This window comes from Panacagrimonas sp., from assembly GCF_965216805.1.
Taxonomy (GTDB): Bacteria; Pseudomonadota; Gammaproteobacteria; order Nevskiales; family Nevskiaceae; genus Panacagrimonas.
The window spans coordinates 219,774-236,818 of sequence record NZ_CBDCGN010000002.1 but is presented as its reverse complement, the minus strand read 5'-3'; the positions used below and the strand labels follow the sequence as shown (position 1 = coordinate 236,818).

Annotated in this window: 5 protein-coding genes; all 5 read right to left on the bottom strand. The window is 68.5% G+C overall.

From position 1 onward, the window contains the following. Positions 1 to 45 precede the first annotated feature (45 nt). Positions 46 to 327 (bottom strand): phosphopantetheine-binding protein, encoded by a 282-nt coding sequence (locus ACOOHP_RS01125; protein WP_420464627.1) that lies wholly within the window; start codon positions 325 to 327, stop codon positions 46 to 48. A gap of 185 nt (positions 328 to 512) precedes the next feature. After that, positions 513 to 1,274 (bottom strand): CatB-related O-acetyltransferase, encoded by a 762-nt coding sequence (locus ACOOHP_RS01120; RefSeq protein WP_420464626.1) that lies wholly within the window; start codon positions 1,272 to 1,274, stop codon positions 513 to 515. A 6-nt stretch (positions 1,275 to 1,280) separates the two neighbouring features. After that, complete coding sequence (locus ACOOHP_RS01115) at positions 1,281 to 2,882, bottom strand: alkaline phosphatase family protein (RefSeq protein ID WP_420464625.1); 1,602 nt, start codon at positions 2,880 to 2,882, stop codon at positions 1,281 to 1,283. A gap of 38 nt (positions 2,883 to 2,920) precedes the next feature. Continuing rightward, entirely contained in the window at positions 2,921 to 7,765 is a 4,845-nt protein-coding gene (locus ACOOHP_RS01110; protein WP_420464624.1) for a beta-ketoacyl synthase N-terminal-like domain-containing protein, read from the bottom strand. Between the two features lie 170 nt (positions 7,766 to 7,935). Next, complete coding sequence (locus ACOOHP_RS01105; RefSeq protein WP_420464623.1) at positions 7,936 to 17,028, bottom strand: SDR family NAD(P)-dependent oxidoreductase; 9,093 nt, start codon at positions 17,026 to 17,028, stop codon at positions 7,936 to 7,938. Between the last annotated feature and the right edge of the window lie 17 nt (positions 17,029 to 17,045).

Here is a 17,045-nt window from a genome sequence, read left to right as displayed (position 1 = left end):
GCACGGACGACAGGCGGCGGAGATCAAGCGTGACAAAGCCGGGCTTCAGGTGTTGGCTGCGAGGTAACCCGCGATCTGCCCGATGGACAAATCGTCCACGTAGCGGCCGTCCTTCATCAGCAATTGATCGAAGGACAGCTTCCTGCGCACCACTTCCTCTTGAATCGCCACCACCAACTGGATGATGTCGATGGATTCGAAGCCCAGATCGGCGAGCAGGCGCGTGTCCGGCCCCATCTCGCCGGAGAACTCGTGATCCCAGTCCTGCGTGAAGTCCTCCAGCAACTCGATCAGCGGGGTCAGGTGGGGATTGTCGGCAGGGAGCATTTATTTGGTCTGGTGCGTGGAAGGCGGGACGCGCCATAACTTAACCCAAGCCATGCCCGCACATGCACCCGAGGAGCCGCCCGACCACGCCAATCGTCTTTGCTTGCGTCCTTCGGCTGTTATGCACGCCCTTGCGTTGAACGCCTTCCGCCTTCCGCTTTCCGCTTCCGGCCAGCGCCGCACGCTCATCCGCAGTACAACGGCGAGGCGATCGGTTGCAACGGAGTGCCAGGCACGTAGCGATGACACTCGGGTCGCAGGGGCTGCAGGCGCCCGGCGGCCAACTCATCCTCGAAGAAGGCCAGCGTGTCTTCCAGGTGCGCGTAATTCACACGCTGCTTGTAGGGAGCCAGGTCGTAGCGCCACCACTGGAGCTTCAGCAGGCGTTCGACCAGCGGCTCGGCGAATCGCAGGCGGATCACCCGCGCGGGCGCACCGACGGCCACCGCATAGGGCGGGATATCGCGGGTAACCACGCTGCGCGCGCCGATCACCGCACCGTCACCGATACGCACGCCCCGGCTGACGTAGCAGCCGACGCCGACATAGGCCTCGTGGCCGATCCAGGTGTCGTTGACCACACCGTCGACGTACGAATCGGCGCTGCCTTCTTCGGGCCCCAGCCGCACGAACTGCGGCGCACGGTAGATGCTGGGCATCAACGAGGGTCGGGTGAAGGCGAAGGGATGATTGGAAAACCAGTCCTGTGGATGCTCCGGTGGACCGAGCACCGAACCCTCCCCGATCTGCGAATAGCGGCCGAAACGCACGCGATAGGCGCTGGTCTGGCCAGCCGCATTGAAGAATGTGAACGCGCCCAAGGTGCAGTTTTTCAGCCGGTGTCCGAAGGGATACACCGGCGCTTCGAAATCCATCCAGCCTTGCACGCCGGGCCCGGGGCCCAGTACCAGACCCTGCGCATCGAGTTCGGGCGTCGCCGGGTCCATTGCCGCCTACTCCATGTAACCGAGCATCTGGAGCTGCTCGATGATCTGCTGTTTTTCGCCGGCATCCATTTCCTGGTCCAGCGCGCGGCGCCCGCTGGCGCGGGTTTTCGCGCCCTTCTTGACCGGGTGCGCGGCCATCCATTCAGGACTGAAGAACGTGCCCGGAACCACGCCCTCGAAGTCCGACGGCACCGACACGCCCAGGCTGTAGAGCAGCGTAGGCGCCACGTCCACGATCTGGCGCAGGCCCACCTCGCCCGCCGCCGGGATGCCTGGCCCCACTGCCATGAAGATGCCGTCCGGGTGATGGGTGCCGGCCGCGTGCGGACGCTGAGCCACCACCGGCCGCAGGTTTTTGATCGACACGAAGCCGTGATCGCGCAGTACCAGGGTGAGATCACAGGCGCGCAGCATGTGCTTGCCGGGAAACCACTCTTCGCGCTTGAGCACCTCCACGATCACCTGCTCGCCGGTGTCGGGGTCCTTCAGCGCCAGCAGATCGACGATGAGCTGGTCGCGGAAGCGGGTGTAGTCCTCGGGGCGGATACCGGGATCGCCGGGCTTTTCGGCGACACGGATGTGGATGCCGTTGGACGAGGGCGTGCGGCAGTACGCGGTGGTCTTGCTCCAGTCGAGGTTTGCGAAATCGCTGGCCTCGCGCCGGATCGCCTGGTCGCTGCCGTCGCTGTGCGCCCACGCCAGATAACCCATGTCCTCCAGGTAGGCGTTGATGCGCAGCACGAAGGTCGATGCGGTGAAGCCGTGGTCGCTGGCGAAGAACACCTGCGTGTCCGGTCCTGCCATCGTCACCAGTTTCTCGATATAGCCGTCGAGGTTGTGGAAGTACTCCAGGCACACCTCGCGCATCTGCTTGTCGTGGCCTTGCGGATTCGAAGGCAGCAGGGCCTGGTCCAGCCAGGGCCAGGCCTGGTGCTGGATCTTGTCGGTACCGTCGAACATCACTGCCATCAGTTCCGGCGCATCGTTGCCCAGAATGAACTCCGCCACCTTGAACCACTGCTCTTCGCGCGGCAGGTGATATCGCACCCACTTGGCGGTCTCGTCGGCGGACAGCGACTCCATCGCCTGCTTTTCCTTGTCGAAATCCCAGGCCAGCTCCCTGGGGTCGAAGCCCGGAATCTGCGTCTTGATGCGCTCGAACAATTCGCGAGGATGGGTGTTGCGGCGCAGGTGCTTGGCCGGTATGAAGCCGGGCACGATCGATCCCTTGAGTTCCTCGGGTGCCGGCGCGGTCAGCGGAAAATTCAGCGCGGCCACCGAACGGTTCTTGCGCGAGCAGATCGACCAGATGGTTTCGGTATCGATGTCGCGTGCGTCGTACAGGGTCCAGAACACCTCGCCGCCCTTGTCCTCGGCACGGATGAAATCGAACACGCCGTGCTCGCCCGGGTTCTTGCCGGTCATGATCGAACACCAGGCCGGCGGCGTCAGCGGGTTGGGCGTGGAACGCAGCCTGGCGCGCACGCCGCGCTCCATCACCGATTTCATGAAGGGCATGGTCAGGCCTTCGCCCGGCAGGTCGCGCGTCATCTGGTCGAGGACGGTGAAGGTGCATCCGTCCAGTCCGATGAAAAGTGTTTTGGTCATGGTGTCCGCAAGAATGATGGAAAACCGGAATCGGATGCTCAGCCGGTGGCCACCGGCATGCCGCTGGCGGCGCTCAGACACAGCGCGCTGAGCGCCTCGCGGCCCTCGAACTGCAGGGCCACGTCGTACAGTCTGTCACCGTGCCGGATGCGCACGGAACCGAAACTCACTGCGCGCGGATCCAGCCGCGCATCCACCACGCGCCAATCCTGCGGGCGGCCCTGCAAGCCCAGACCCGCAGCCTTGGCGGCGGCTTCGCGCGCGCACCACAGGGCGCAGGCGACGCGCGGCCGGTCGTTGGCAGCATCGATGTAGCGCCGCTCCTCGGCATCGAACGCCGCGATCAGGCGCGACTCGTCCTGCAGACGATCCAGGCGCTGATAGTCCAGCCCCAGATCCAGCCCCGGTTCGGCAACGACCGCGGCCGCCCACTGCTGGCTGTGCGAGATCGATACGGCCGGCATCGGGCTCAGGCCCAACGCTGCGCAGCGAGCCAGCGGCTTGCCGTGCGTGTCCGCCACGATCTCGACGTCGGCGCTGGCCAGTGTCTGGCCGTGCTTGTAACGCACCCAGTCGCGCACCGCCTCCTTGGCCGCAACACGACCCATCAGCCACTGCGCACGCCGTGGCCCGGTGGCCGGCAGCGCATAGAACTGCTGGCGCTCTGCGCGGCCCAGCACCATGTGTGCCAGGCCGCGACCCCAGATACCGCCCCCGGCACTCAACAGATCGTTTTCGAACGGTGCCACCCGGCGTGCGAACAGCCCCGGCGGCAACAAGCCGTCCATCCAGGGTTCGCCCAGCGCGCCCTGCGCCGGCTCCAGACGGAAACGGTGGAAGCGTTGCGGTACCTCGAAGGTTCGATCGTCCCAACCCTCGGCGCGCATCAGCACGCGTCCGTCGGGCCCCAGCGCCTCGATGGTGCCGCTCAGACGCTCCGGACCGGCGACGCCAAGCTGCGTACGGCTGCTCACGCGCGTACCCGCCGGGAGCGGCGGCGCATACAGGCTCAGGCGCGCGACCTGGTAGGGAAAACAATTGGTCAGCGCGCCCTCACGTTCCTGCAGCCAGTAATAGAACGTCTGCCCGAGCACATCGGCCAGGGTGGCATCCAATTGCAGCCGCGGCGCCGTGGTGAAGGCGAAATAATCCTGCGTCGGCAGCGTCTGCAGATCCATGTCGATGTGCGCGTCGCCATGCCGGCGCACCTGCACGGCGCCTTGCAGACGCGGTCCGTGAAACATGCCGCGGCGGTAGAGCCTGCCGTCGGCGTTGAACACCGGCGCCTGCGCATCGGGCGAGGTCCAGCCCATCGGCGCCGGCGGCGCGGGATAAGCCTCCGCCAGCAACACCTGGGCTTCGAATACCGCCATGCCACCGGCCGGACCACCCGGATCCTGCAGGAACAGACGACACTGGATGCGGTCCTGCTCGCCGTCGCTGCCCGCGCGTTCGGCCACGATGCGCAGTTGAACCTGGCCATCGTCCAGCGACAGCCAGCGGCTGCCGCGACATTTCTCCAGCGCCACCACCACGCGATCGCTGCGGTCGAGCAGGCGCATCGCCGCCTCGGCACAGATCTCCATGCTGAAGGTGAAAGGGATCACCGGTATGGCGAGCAGCTCGGGCTCGCGTGCGCTGGGCGCTCCGCCAATGCAGTGATCGCGAATGAACAGGTCGGTGAGCAGATCGTAGCGACGCTCGCTGACCAGCATGTCGGCACTGCTGTCGACGATGGGCCCGAGCAAGGGAAACCGGTCCGCATCGGCGGCCAGCAGCGTTGCGCCAGCGGCTGCGGACGAAGGCAGCACGCCCGCCATTTCGAGCACGCGCGCCTGGCTGTCAAGGAATTCCTGCATCAACCCGAAGTGGGCGCGCAGCGCCTGCGCGCGCGGGTCCTCGGATACCGCCGCCGCTGACGGCGCCGACTCGGCCGCGTGTGCCGATGCAGCGGCCGGCGTCGCCGGCGCCGGCGCCGCGACGATCGGTGGCGGCTTGCGCTGCTTCCAGGCCTCCGGCAGCCGCACCTCCGGCATCGGGATGGCATTGCGCGGCCGTGCCTTCGGAGCCGGACGCGGATCGGCCAGCAGGTCGAATTCGTCGATACGCCGATGCGCATAGAGCCGCGCGGCGTCGAAGCGCACTCCGGCGACGAACAACTGCGCCAAGGTCTGCTGCAGATGCGCCAGTCCATCCTTGCGGCGGCTGTTGGTGGCCAGTGCCAGCACGTCGGCTTTCCCGCGCAGGGTGTCGGACACGAAGGCCGTGAGGTTGGCGCTGGGACCCACTTCCAGGAACACGCGGAAACCGTCGGCGTACAGGCGCTCCAGGGTTTCGGTAAAACGCACCGGATTTTCCCATTGCTGCGCAGCCAGTTCGCGAATGGCGTCGGGCTCTTCGGGGAACGGCGCACAGGCACGCGCGCTGTACAGCGGTACCCGGCCTGGACCGAAATCCAGGGTCTTGAAGTACGCGCGAAAGGCGTCCGCCAGCGGCTTGAACAATGGCGTGTGGTAAGCGCGCCCGAACGGCAGCTCCTGACAGATTGCGCCGTCGGCGGCCAGGCGTTCGCGCCACTGCGCGGCGACGTCGCTGGGACCGAACAGCACCACCTGGTTGGGACAGTTGTCCATCGCCAGCTGCATGCGGCAACCCGCGGCCTGCACCTGCGCCATCAGTTGCGAGCGGGTGTCGCGGGTCAAGCCGCCGACTGTGAGCAAGCTGCCGTGGGCGATGCGGCCTTCAGCCTCCAGCTTGCGAAAGAAGGCATTGACTGACTGCACCGCCTCGGCGACCTCTTCGCGGTGCACGAAGCGGCGCACCTTGCCGGCCGTAAGCGCGGTGTTCTCGCCGGTGGAATGACCCAGCATCGCATCCGGCAGCAGACCGATATCGTCGATCAACGCCTGCAGCCCGAGACTGGCGGCGTAGACGCTCTCGGCGCCCACATCCATGTCGAACAGCGCCGCTTCGAGCGCGGCGCGCTGCTCGGTGTTGAGCACCGTGGGCGCAGGGAACAACAGTTCCGAACGCGAGCGACTGCCGCGGGCGCGCGCGTTGTCCTCGATGAAATCGAACCAGTCGCGCACCTGCGGAAAGTGCAGGCACAACTCGGCCAGCATGCCGGGATACTGCGAACCTTCGCCGGGGAACAACAGGCACAGCTTGCCCGGCGCCGCGCCGCGACCGTAGGCGGCGCCGCCACGCAATTTGAACGGGCGACAATCCGGTGCAATGAGTTTTTCCAGCGCCGCTTCGAGCTTGCGGGTCAGCTCCTCCGCACTCTCCGCCACCAGCGCCAGGCGATGCTCGCCGACCGCGCGCCGCGCCGCGGACTGCGCCAGTTCTGCCAGCCCCGGCGGATGCGCGCTGCGCAGGTGCGCCAATACCGAGCGCACCAGGCTCACCAGTTGCGCATGGTTGGCCGCCGACAGCAGCAGCATCTCGCTGGCGCGCGGCGGCAGCAGTTGCGACGACGGCACCAGCTCGCGCCGCGGCCCGGAATACTCTTCCAGGATCACGTGGGCGTTGATGCCGCCAAATCCAAAGGCGTTGACCCCGGCGCGCCGCGGCGTGGCGCCGCCGTGGATCCACGGCCGCGTCTGGTTGTTGATGTAGAACGGCGTGCGTTCCAGGTTGAGCGCCGGATCAGGCTCGTCGCACAGCATCGGCGGCAGGATCTTGTGATGCAGCGCCAGCGCCGTCTTGATCATCGACGCCGCCGCGGTACCGGGCAGGCAGTGACCGATCATCGACTTCACCGCAGACACGGCGATGTGCGGGCCGACGCCGCGGGCGCCGTAGACCTGCGTCAGCGATTGGATCTCGGTGGCGTCGCCGACGCTGGTGCCAGTGCCGTGAGCCTCGATCAGATCCACCGTCAACGGATCGATGCCGCTGGACTCGTAAGCGCGACGCACCGCCAGTACCTCGCCTTCCAGGCGTGGCGCCAGCAGACCCTTGGCCTTGCCGTCCGACGCCGTACCGATGCCCTTGATGACGGCGTAGACGCGATCGCCGTCGCGCTCGGCATCGGCGAGGCGCTTGAGTACCAGCATGCCGCAGCCCTCGCCCAGCAAGGTGCCTTCGGCGCCCTTCTGGAACGGCCGCAGGCGGTCGCGCGACAGCGCGCCGATCTGCGAGAACTGGATAAACAGCATGGCCGGTGTCTGCACATGGGTGCCGCCGGCGATCATCAGGTCGCAGCGTCCGGTGGACAGCTCACGCGTGGCCGCGTCGAGCGCGATCAGGGTGGAGGCACACGCCGCGTCGACGATGAAGCTGGGCCCCATCAGGTCCAGCCGATTGGCGATCAGGCCGGCGATGGCGTTGGGGGTGAGCACCCCCACCATATCGCCGCCATAGGGCGGCAACTGCTTCTTGAAATCGGTGTGCAGCGCACGGATGTCCTGCGCGCTGAAGTCCGGCCGCAGGTGATGGATCACCTCCATCATCTGATCGAGGAAGAAGCCGCGCGACAGCATGCTCGCAAAGCCGCGATTGCCGTAAGTGCCCCGGCCGATGACGATACCGGCGCGGCTCGAATCGAACTTGCGGTCCAGGTAACCGGCGTCGCGCATGGCGTCGCGCGCCATCTTCAACGAAATCAGGTGATCGGGATCGGCGCCCGCGGCAATGTTGGGCATGACCCCCACTTCCAGCGGATCGACGTGCGCCAGTTCGCGCAGAAAGCCGCCCTTGACCGTGTAGATGCGGTCGTCGGCCTTGGTGTCGGCCTCGAAATACGGGCCCACCCATTCGGGATCGGCATCGGTGATGGCGTCGACCTTGTCGCAGATGTTCTGCCAGAACGCGCCCGCGTCGGCCGCGCCGGGATAGACGCCGGCGAGTCCGATGATGGCGATGTCCAGCGGTGCGGTCATGCGGAAAACCTCAGCCCTGCGATCAAGTGGTCGGGACTACGAAGAACGCTCTGCCGGGCGCCAGCCCGGGTCCACCCGTGGCCGGAACCGGCGCCGGCCGGAACCCGCGGGTCCGTCGATCCGGGCCCGCGTCGTGCTCATCCGCGCGAACGGCCAAGAGAATCCTGACGTCAGCGTCGCGGGCCCGGCTTCGGCGCCACCGCGGCGCTGGCGCTGTTACCCGGCGACAACCGCCCGAGCGCAGCGCTGATGGTGCTTTCGCCTTCACGGATGGCCAGACGCACCTTGCCGCTGGCGTCGACGAATTCGGCCTCGTACTCGAAACCGCCGCCCGCGCTCACCGCCTGCGCGCGCAGGCGCAACTGCAACTCGCCGCGGATCGGTGCCTCGCCGAAGCGCTGTACGCAGCCCATGCGGTTGGGCAACGCCCCCGCCTGGCTGTCGCGCGCCGCCCAGATGAAGGCCAGCTGCGGCGCTACGTCGATCAACGCGGGATCGAACAGCCAGCTCGCCGCGGCGTCGGCCGCACTCAGAAAGCCCTGCGGCGTCGACGCCTGCAGCGCGGCGTCCGCCACCGGCGGCTGCATCGCCATGCGCAAGCTTGTCAGGCTGCGGAAGCGGGCGCCGTGAAACAGCACGCGGTCGTAGGTTTGCGCCACGTCCAGTGTCTCCATCGCGTCGGCCACGTCCAGCATGGGCGCGATCGGCAACGGCAGGTCCTGCATCAGCACCGCGGTGGCGCGGTAGTTGGGGTTGCCCTTGTGTCGGGTGTCGGCGATCTCCACCGTCACCGCCTGCACGCCGGGCTCGGAATGAGTGGCAGCACGGGCGCGCAACACGATGTCGCAATGGCCTTGATCGCCATCCAGCACCAGCCCCGAGAACAGGCGCAGGTCGCGCAGCTCGGCGAGCTTCCATTCCGGCCAGCCGGCGGCGACGAACTGCGCCATGTATTCCAGCGCGCCGGCCATCGGCAACACCGCCTTGCCGTCGATGACGTGGTCTGCCAGGTACGGATCGTCGGCCAGGCACAGCCGGTGTTCCAGGGTGAGCGCACCACCCACCCCGATGCGCGGCACCCGGCGCACCAGCGGATAGCGGGCGGCCTGTTCCGAGCGCGGTGCGGCATCCGCCGATACACCCGCAGACACCTCGCCCCAGGGGCCTTGTCCGGCCACCAGCTCCACGTCGTGGCGCGGACCGTAAGCGAGTTCGTCTCTGAAGAAGCGACAGCCGGCGGCGATGTCGATGGGCTCCATGCCGCGTTCGCGCATCGCGCGCTTGACGCCGTCGCTGGCCATGCCGGCGTCCCAGGGTCCCCAGTTCACCGATACCACGCGCGTCTGCGTCCACTGCCGCTGCAGCTCCCAGGCCAGGCGATTGAGCGCCTCGTTGGCTGCGGCGTAGTCGGTCTGTCCGAGGTTGCCGTAACGCCCGGCCACGGAGGTGAAGAACGCCAGCAACTTGAGCGTCTGCGGCCGCAGCTTGCGGGCGAACACGAAGGCCGGATCGAGCTTGGTGCCCAGCACGCGCTCAAAGGATTCGGCGGTCTTGTCGGCCAGGCGCTTGTCCTCGATGACGCCGGCACCGTGGATTACGGCGTCAATGCGCCCGTGCCGGGTATACAGCTCGTCCAGCAACTGGCCCAGCGCCGCTTCGTCGCGAACATCGCAGGCGAGATAGCGCACCTTGGCGCCGGCCCGGCGCAGGCGCGCCAGATTCAGACGGATCTCGCGGTCCACCAGCAGCCGCTGGACTTCGCGATCGATCTCCACCGGTCGGGGTTTTTCTCCGCGCGCAACGCGTTCGGCCAGCAGCGCGCGGCGCAGCGCGGCGGCGTCGGCGTGGGCGGACAGAGCGACCGGCTCCGGACCGGGTTCGGCGGTGCGACCGAGCAGGATCATCTGCATGCCCGGACAGACCATCGTGTGCAGGATCTCGGCGGTGATACCGCGCGCACCGCCGGTTGCCAGCAGCACCCAGTCGGCCTCCGGCGTGACATGAGGCGGAAACGGGCTCGGCGCCAACGGCTGCGCCAGGGTGGCCGAACCGAATCGTTCCAGGCCGATATAGCCGGCTTCCGGAGCGTGGTCTTCGGCCAGGATTTCTTCCACCAGCAAGCGGATCACTTCGGCGTCGGACTGGCCGTCGAAATCCACCGCGCGAGCGATGCAGCCGGGCACCTCGGCACGCAGGCAGTTGAGCATGCCGTTGACACCACCGGCCACCGGCTGACCGCGACCGACGGCGTCGCGCCCGAAGCTGCCGCCCAGGCGGCTCACGCCGATCACTCGCGCCTGCGGCAGATCGTCCAGCGTCGCTTGCAGGGCGTGGAACAGGCTCAGCAGGTCGCGCCGGTACAAGCCGCGCCAAGCCGCAAGCTCCTTGGCCGTCTGCATGCCCAGCCCGTGCAGATGGACCAGCGCACGCACCGGCCCATGCAGGTGCCGGGCTTCCGCGATGGCCTGCTGCAGGGCCGCAGGTTCGGTTGCGGCCACCGCCACCGGGGTCAGACCGCGCGCCTTGAGCGAGCCGCAGACTTCCCGCGTGATCGCGTCCCTGGCGCCGAGCACCAGCGCCAGTCCTTGCAGACTCAGCACCTTGCCGTTCAGCGGCGCCGCCACCGACTTGATGACATATCGCGGCAGCGGAGCCGCATTGCGGCCGTCAGCCGACACGGCTCCCGCACCGGCGTGGACCGCCGTCGAGATCGCCACTGCGGTGGTCGCCGGCGGGTTCGGCGCCGCCACGGTGCTGCCGGGACCGCGCAGCACGGCGAGGATCGCCTGCAGCGAGCGCGCCTTGGTCAGGCGCTCCATCCCGGCCTGCACGACGGTCGCCGCGGCAGCGGGTACGGCTTTCTGGAACGCGCCGAGAATTTCGACGCGTTTGATCGAGTCGATGCCCAGGTCGGCTTCGAGATCGGCCTCCAGGCCGAGCATTTCCACCGGATAGCCGGTGCGATCCGCCACCACCTGCAGCAACAGGGTCTGGAAATCGGCTTTCACCGGGACCGACGCGGCAGGCGCCGGTGCGGCACCGGCAGGCGGTTTGGCACGGGTCTGGCCCTCGCCACGCGGCAGGCGCCGCACCGCCGACAGTTCCGACAGCACGGCCTGCAGACTGCGCGCCTGGGTCAGGCGCTCCATCCGCCCGCGCACCGCCTCGGCCCACTCGCCCTCCAATGAATTCTGCAACGCGCCCAGCACTTCCACGCGCTTGATCGAGTCGATCCCCAGATCGGCTTCGAGGTCGGCGTCCAGGTCCAGCATTTCCACCGGATAGCCGGTGCGCTCGGCGACCACCTGCAGCAGCTTGCTGCGGACCGCCGCCGGATCGTGGTCGCCGTCTAAGGCAGCCGCGGCCTGCAGCGGGCGGGTCGGCGCCGTTGCCGGCATCGCCACCGGCGCCGCGAGGTGTTCGCCCAGCACCTGCAGAATCGCTTGCAGAGACCGCGCCTTGGTCAGGCGCTCCATCTGCTCCTGCACCCGCGCGGCGACCTCCGGCGGCAGCGATTTCTGCAGCGCGCCGAGAATTTCCACGCGCTTGATCGAGTCGATCCCCAGATCGGCTTCCATGTCGGCGTCCAGCGCCAGCATTTCCACCGGGTAGCCGGTGCGCTCGGCGACGATGTCGAGCAGCAGGCTGCGGCCGTCGAAGGCCCGCGCTGCGGTCGGTGTCGCGGCAGGCGCCTCGCGCGGCGGCGCCGGCGCGGCCGGCGGCGCGGTCACCGGGGCCAGCGCTTCCACCTCATGCAGCACCGCCTGCAGGCTGCGCGCCCGGGTCAGCCGCTCCATGGCCTGCTGCATGGCCTGCGCGGTGGACTCCGGCAGGGCCTTGCGCAAGGCACCGAAAATTTCCACGCGCTTGATCGAGTCGATCCCCAGATCGGCTTCCATATCGGCGTCCAGTGCCAGCATCTCCGCCGGATAGCCGGTGCGCTCGGCCACGATGTCGAGCAGGCTCGCGCGCAGGTCGAGCCGCGGGGCCGGCGCTTCCAGCGCCGCCGGGCGCGCGGTCGGCGCCGGTCCGTTGCTGGCTGGCACCGGCGGCGCCGCAGTTGCAGATGTGGGCGCCGGCGCAGACGGGCGGACCACCGGCGCGGGTGCCGGATTCGGCATCGACACCGCGGTGCCGACCCCGGGCAGCGGCGCGCCACCCAGGAACTGCTGCACCACGCGCTCCTGCAAGGCCAGGAACTGGCGCATGGTCTGCTGGTAAGCCACCAGCGCCTCGTTGCTCAAGGCATTGACGGGCTGGACCGCAGGGCTCGCAGCTGGGCCGGCTACCGTGGGGGCAGCGATCGCAGACGCTGCCGGCGGCAGGCTGGCACGCGCCTCTGCCAACAGGCGCGCGTTCAAGGCCTCTCTGGCGGCGGCCGCGGTCTCGCGGGTCAGTGCCGGCAGCTTGCCGGTGCGCACGATGGGGTCGTCGATGGGACGCGCGCAGCCGCCGCTGAGCATCCACCAGTGCTTCGGGTAGACCGTCGGCGCCGCCGCATCGGCGAGCTTGCCCAGATCCAGCGCGCGCAGTTCGCGGTCGGCAAACAGCACCGCGCTGTCGAAGCGCACCCCGGCGACGAACAGCTCGGCCAGACCCGACAGCAGCCCGCGCATGCCGCCGCCGGAGGCGTCCAGCGAGACCGCCACGGCGTCGCGTCCCACCAGCGTTTGGCGCGCCATGCCGGTGCAGATGCCCTTGGGACCCAACTCCAGGAACACGCGGCAACCCGCGGCGTACATGGTTTCGATTTCGGTGACGAACTCCACGCTGGACAGCAGGTGGCCGTCGAGCAGGTTCTGCATCGCCTCGGGATCGGCCGGGTAGGCCGTACCGCTGCTGTTGGAATACACCGGGAAGCGCGCCGGCTTGAATGGCGTGGCGTGGATCGCTGCCGACAACGGCGCCTTGGCCGGTGCCACCAACTCGGTATGAAAGGCTCCGGACACCGGCAACAGGGAGGCGCGCAGACCTTCGCTGCTGAGCTTGGCCGCAGCCTGTTCGACCGCCGCCTTGGGGCCGGAAATCACCGATTGCTCGGGCGCGTTGTGATTGGCCACACGCACGCCGGGAAAGTCCTTGACCAGCGCCGCCACCCGCTCGCGCCGCCCCTGTACCGCGGCCATGCCGCCCGGTTCGGTAGAGCGCGCCGCCGCGCCCATGGCGCGACCGCGCACCGCGGACAGACGCAGGAAATCGGCCGGATCGAGCACGCCGGCAGCCATCAGCGCGGCGTATTCGCCGTAGCTGTGCCCGGCGCTGGCCACCGCTTCGAGGCCCAGCCGTTCGGCCAGGCGCAGGTATCCCAGCGCGAGTGTCCCGATCGCCGGTTGCGCCACACGGGTGTCGGTGAGCGCCGCGGCCTGCGCGGCTTCGGTGTCTGGATCGAACGCGCTGGCCGGAAGGATCCGGGTGGACAGCGGCGCGCGGAAATCGTCCGCCAGCACGCGGTCGGCCAGCTCCAACGCCTCACGGATCTCGGGCAGGTACAGCGCCGCCTCGCGTCCCATATTGAGGTATTGCGCACCCTGACCGGGGAACAGGAAAGCCACCGGCGGCGACTGCGCGGGCACCGACTTGCCGAAGCGCACGCTGGGCGGCAGCGGCTTGGTGCCGCCCTGCAGATGGGCGATGGCCGCAGCAAGATCGGCAGCCAGCGACTTGAGGTCGGTGGCCACCACCGCCAGCGCCACCGGGGCCGCCGGCCTCAGCTCGGCCTGGCGCGCCAGCGCGTTGGCCAGTTCGCCCAGGCGCAGACGCGACCCGGCCTGCACGTGCGGCAGCACTTTTTCCAGCTCGCGCACCAGCGCGGGCACGTCGGCCGCGCGCCACAGGCACAGCTCCGCCGGCCAGCGGTTGCCGCCGCTGGGGCCGGCGCCACCGCCATACTCCTCGAGCACGGCGTGGAAGTTGGCACCACCGAAGCCGAAGGCCGAGGCGCAGGCACGGCGTGGGTGATCGGGATGCGCGACCCAGGGGCGGGCATCCTTGAGCAGGTACACCGGGGAATCGGAACTGGCGACGGTGTCGATCGGCTGATCGACACCGTGGTGCGCCGGCAGCACGCGATGATGCAGCGCCAGCGCCACCTTGATCAGGCCGGACACGCCGGCCGCGGCCTTGGTGTGACCAATCAAGGTCTTGACCGAGCCGATGGCGACGCTGCGCGGGGCGGCGTGCGCTTCGTTGAGGGTGTGCGCAATGGTCTGCGCTTCGGTGCGGTCGCCCACCGGCGTACCGGTACCGTGCGCCTCCACCAGCCCCAGGGTGGCAGGCGAAAAGCCGGCCTTGCGATAAGCGCGCTTGAGCGCGCGCACCTGGCCTTCGGTGCGCGGCGCGGTCATGCCCAGGGCACGTCCATCGCTGGAACCGGATGCCGACTTGATCACCGCGTAGATGCGATCGCCGTCGCGCTCGGCGTCCGCCAGACGCTTGAGCGCGATCATCGCCACGCCTTCGGAGATGGCGATGCCGTCCGCATTCTGATCGAAGGTGCGCGGCTGGCCCTTGGCCGACAGCGCCTGGGTCTTGGCGAACGCGGTATAGCCGAACATGGACTGGGTGGTGTCGAACCCGCCGGCCAGCACCAGGCTGCTACGCCCGGTTTCCAGTTCGTGCACCGCGATGCTGATCGCGGCCAGCGAGGAGCCGCAGGCTGCGTCCACAGTCATGTTGACGCCGCCGAAGTCCAGCCGGTTGGCGACGCGCCCGGCGGCCACGTTGAGCAGAGTGCCGGCGAAGGACTCCTCGGTCCATTCCGGCAGGCGCTCCCACACGTCGGGCGTAAGGTTTTCCACGAAGCGCGGCAGTTCCGCGCGCATGCTGTACTGCACGCCCAGATCGCCGGCGCCGCCGCTGGCGCCCAGAATGACCGAAGTGTTCTCGCGATCGAACTGACCATCGGCATAGCCGGCGTCGGCCAGGGTGCGGGCAGCGGTCTCCAGGGTCAGCAACTGCAGGGGGTCGATCGACTTCATCGACTTCGGCGGAATGCCGAAGCGCAGCGGATCGAACGGCACTTCGTCGAGAAAGCCGCCCCACTTGGAGTAGACCTTGTCGCGCGCCTTGCGATCGGCATCGAAATACAGCTCGGAGTCCCAGCGTTCCTTGTGCACTTCGCGGATCACGCAGTGCTTGTCCAGGATGAGCTTCCAGTAGTCGTCCGCGCTGTCGGCTTTGGGCAAGGTGATGCCGACGCCGACGATGGCGATGTCGGAGGGCTGCGCGTCCAGCGCACGCTCCATCCGATCCTGCGCCAGGCGCTCGAGCGCCCGCTGCGAGCCGGCGCAGACGTCGTCATGCAGTTGCGCCACCGGCACCACGTGATCGCGCAGCGTGGCGACCTGGCCGATCATGTACATGCCATCGGCCCGCTGCTGCTCCGGCGCAATGTCCACCACGCGGCCGGTATCGTCGCGATCAACGCCCTTGGAGGCGATGCGCAGACGACCGAGATTGAGGTCTTCCAGCACCTCGCGGATTTCTTCTGCGCTCTTGCCCTCGCGGATCAGGCGGCGGCGGGTGTCGTAGAAATCGTGGGCGAACTGCGTGTCCACACAGCGCGAGGCATGGCCCGGCCCGGACTCCAGATTGAGCGTGCGCCGGCAACGCAGCGCCTCGGCCTGGAAACCCTCCACCACCGCACCGGAGCTGACGATCTCCTGGGTGAACAGATAGGCCGTGCCCATCAGCGCACCGACCTTCATGCCGCGCTCGGCCAGCGGCGCCGCCAGCGCCGCCACCATGGCCCCGGACTGCGCGTCGTGCACGCCGCCAGCGAACAGGATATGAATCTTCTTGTCTTCGCCGGCCGGCACGTGGGCCAGCAACACTTCGATCATCTGCTCCCACAGCGGGAAGCTGCCGAGCGGACCGACGTGACCGCCGCACTCGCGACCCTCGAACACAAAGCGTCGCGCGCCCTGCTCCAGATACATCTTGAGCAGCGCCGGCGCCGGCGCGTGGATGTAGGTGGGTATGCCGCGGCTCTCGAACTCTGCCGCCTGATCGGGACGTCCGCCGGCGATCAACGCAAAGCCGGGCTTGCACTTCCAGATCTCCGCGCACTGTTCTTCGCGCAGCGCATGCGGCACGAAACCCAGCATGCCGACGCCCCAGGGCAGATCGCCGATCTGCGCACGGGTCTGTTCCAGCATCTGCGCGACCTGCGGCCCGCGCATCAGCGCCAGCGCCAGGAACGGCAGCGCACCCGCCTTGGCCACGTCCACCGCAAATGCGGGCGAATCCGACACGCGCGTCATCGGGCCCTGCGCCAAGGGGTAACGGGTGCCGTGCGAACGTGCCAGCGGCGCGTTCTCGTTCAGCGCGCCGAGACCGGCTGCCTTGTCCATCTGCGCCAGCGATGCGCGGCGCACCGCTTGCACCAGGCGCCCGGCATGACGATAGGTATCGCGGTACTGCGCAGCCAGCCCGATGCCCTGACCCAGCGGCAACAAACCCTGACCACCCCAACCCAGACTGGCCTGGGTCTGTGCAATCCAGTCCTCGAGTTCGAGTTCGCCGCCCTCGGCACCGCGCTGCAGCTCCTCGGCGGCCTTGAGTGCCGGGCTTCCGGGCCGCGCAAACGCGCGGCAGGGACGGCCGATCAGTTCGCCGAACAGCTTGCATTCAGCGCCATTGAGACGGGATAGGTCCTGCTGCAATGCCGCGGACAGCGGAGACTCCGCCATCAGCAGCAGACAATCGTCCAGCACCACGCCCGCCGCACCCGCCACACGGCAGGCGGCGGCCGTGCGTACCCCGATGCCACCCTGGATGTACACCGGCGTCGACACCCGACCGTGCAACTTCTGCAGCAGGATGAAACTGCTGTCTTCCGACACCCAGCCGCCGGCCTCGTGGCCGCGGGCCAGCAGGCCGTCGCATATCGACGCCGCGATCTCGGCATCTTCCGCCGCCAGAATTTCTGCAAGGCAGGTGTCGCCGTCACGCAGGCCGACGGCCTCGCGCAGTCGCCGCAGCTCCGTTGCCGGACCGGTCAGCACCACGCACAGCGCGCGATCCTGCGCCAGCGCGATCAGCGCGCGGGCCAGCGCCACCTGCGACGGACCCACACGCAGCCCCACCCGTCCGTCGGTCCCGGCGAGCAGGCGTTCGAAATGCGTCAGCGCGCGTGCGGGGCTGGCGGCAAATTCCAGATCCAGCAGCGCGGTGCCGCCCGCGCGGGCCACCGCCAGCGCCAGCCCGGCGTGGGACAGATCGGCAGGAACCAGGCCGAAGACCTGAAATGATGATCGAGTCATGTTTCTTGAAAACCCCG

Bases quoted from the DNA above. Each gene is read 5' to 3' on its own strand.
- ACOOHP_RS01105 (WP_420464623.1), bottom strand. From the start codon at position 17,028: ATGACTCGATCATCATTTCAGGTCTTCGGCCTGGTTCCTGCCGATCTG.
- ACOOHP_RS01120 (WP_420464626.1), bottom strand. From the start codon at position 1,274: ATGGACCCGGCGACGCCCGAACTCGATGCGCAGGGTCTGGTACTGGGC.
- ACOOHP_RS01115 (WP_420464625.1), bottom strand. From the start codon at position 2,882: ATGACCAAAACACTTTTCATCGGACTGGACGGATGCACCTTCACCGTC.
- ACOOHP_RS01125 (WP_420464627.1), bottom strand. From the start codon at position 327: ATGCTCCCTGCCGACAATCCCCACCTGACCCCGCTGATCGAGTTGCTG.
- ACOOHP_RS01110 (WP_420464624.1), bottom strand. From the start codon at position 7,765: ATGACCGCACCGCTGGACATCGCCATCATCGGACTCGCCGGCGTCTAT.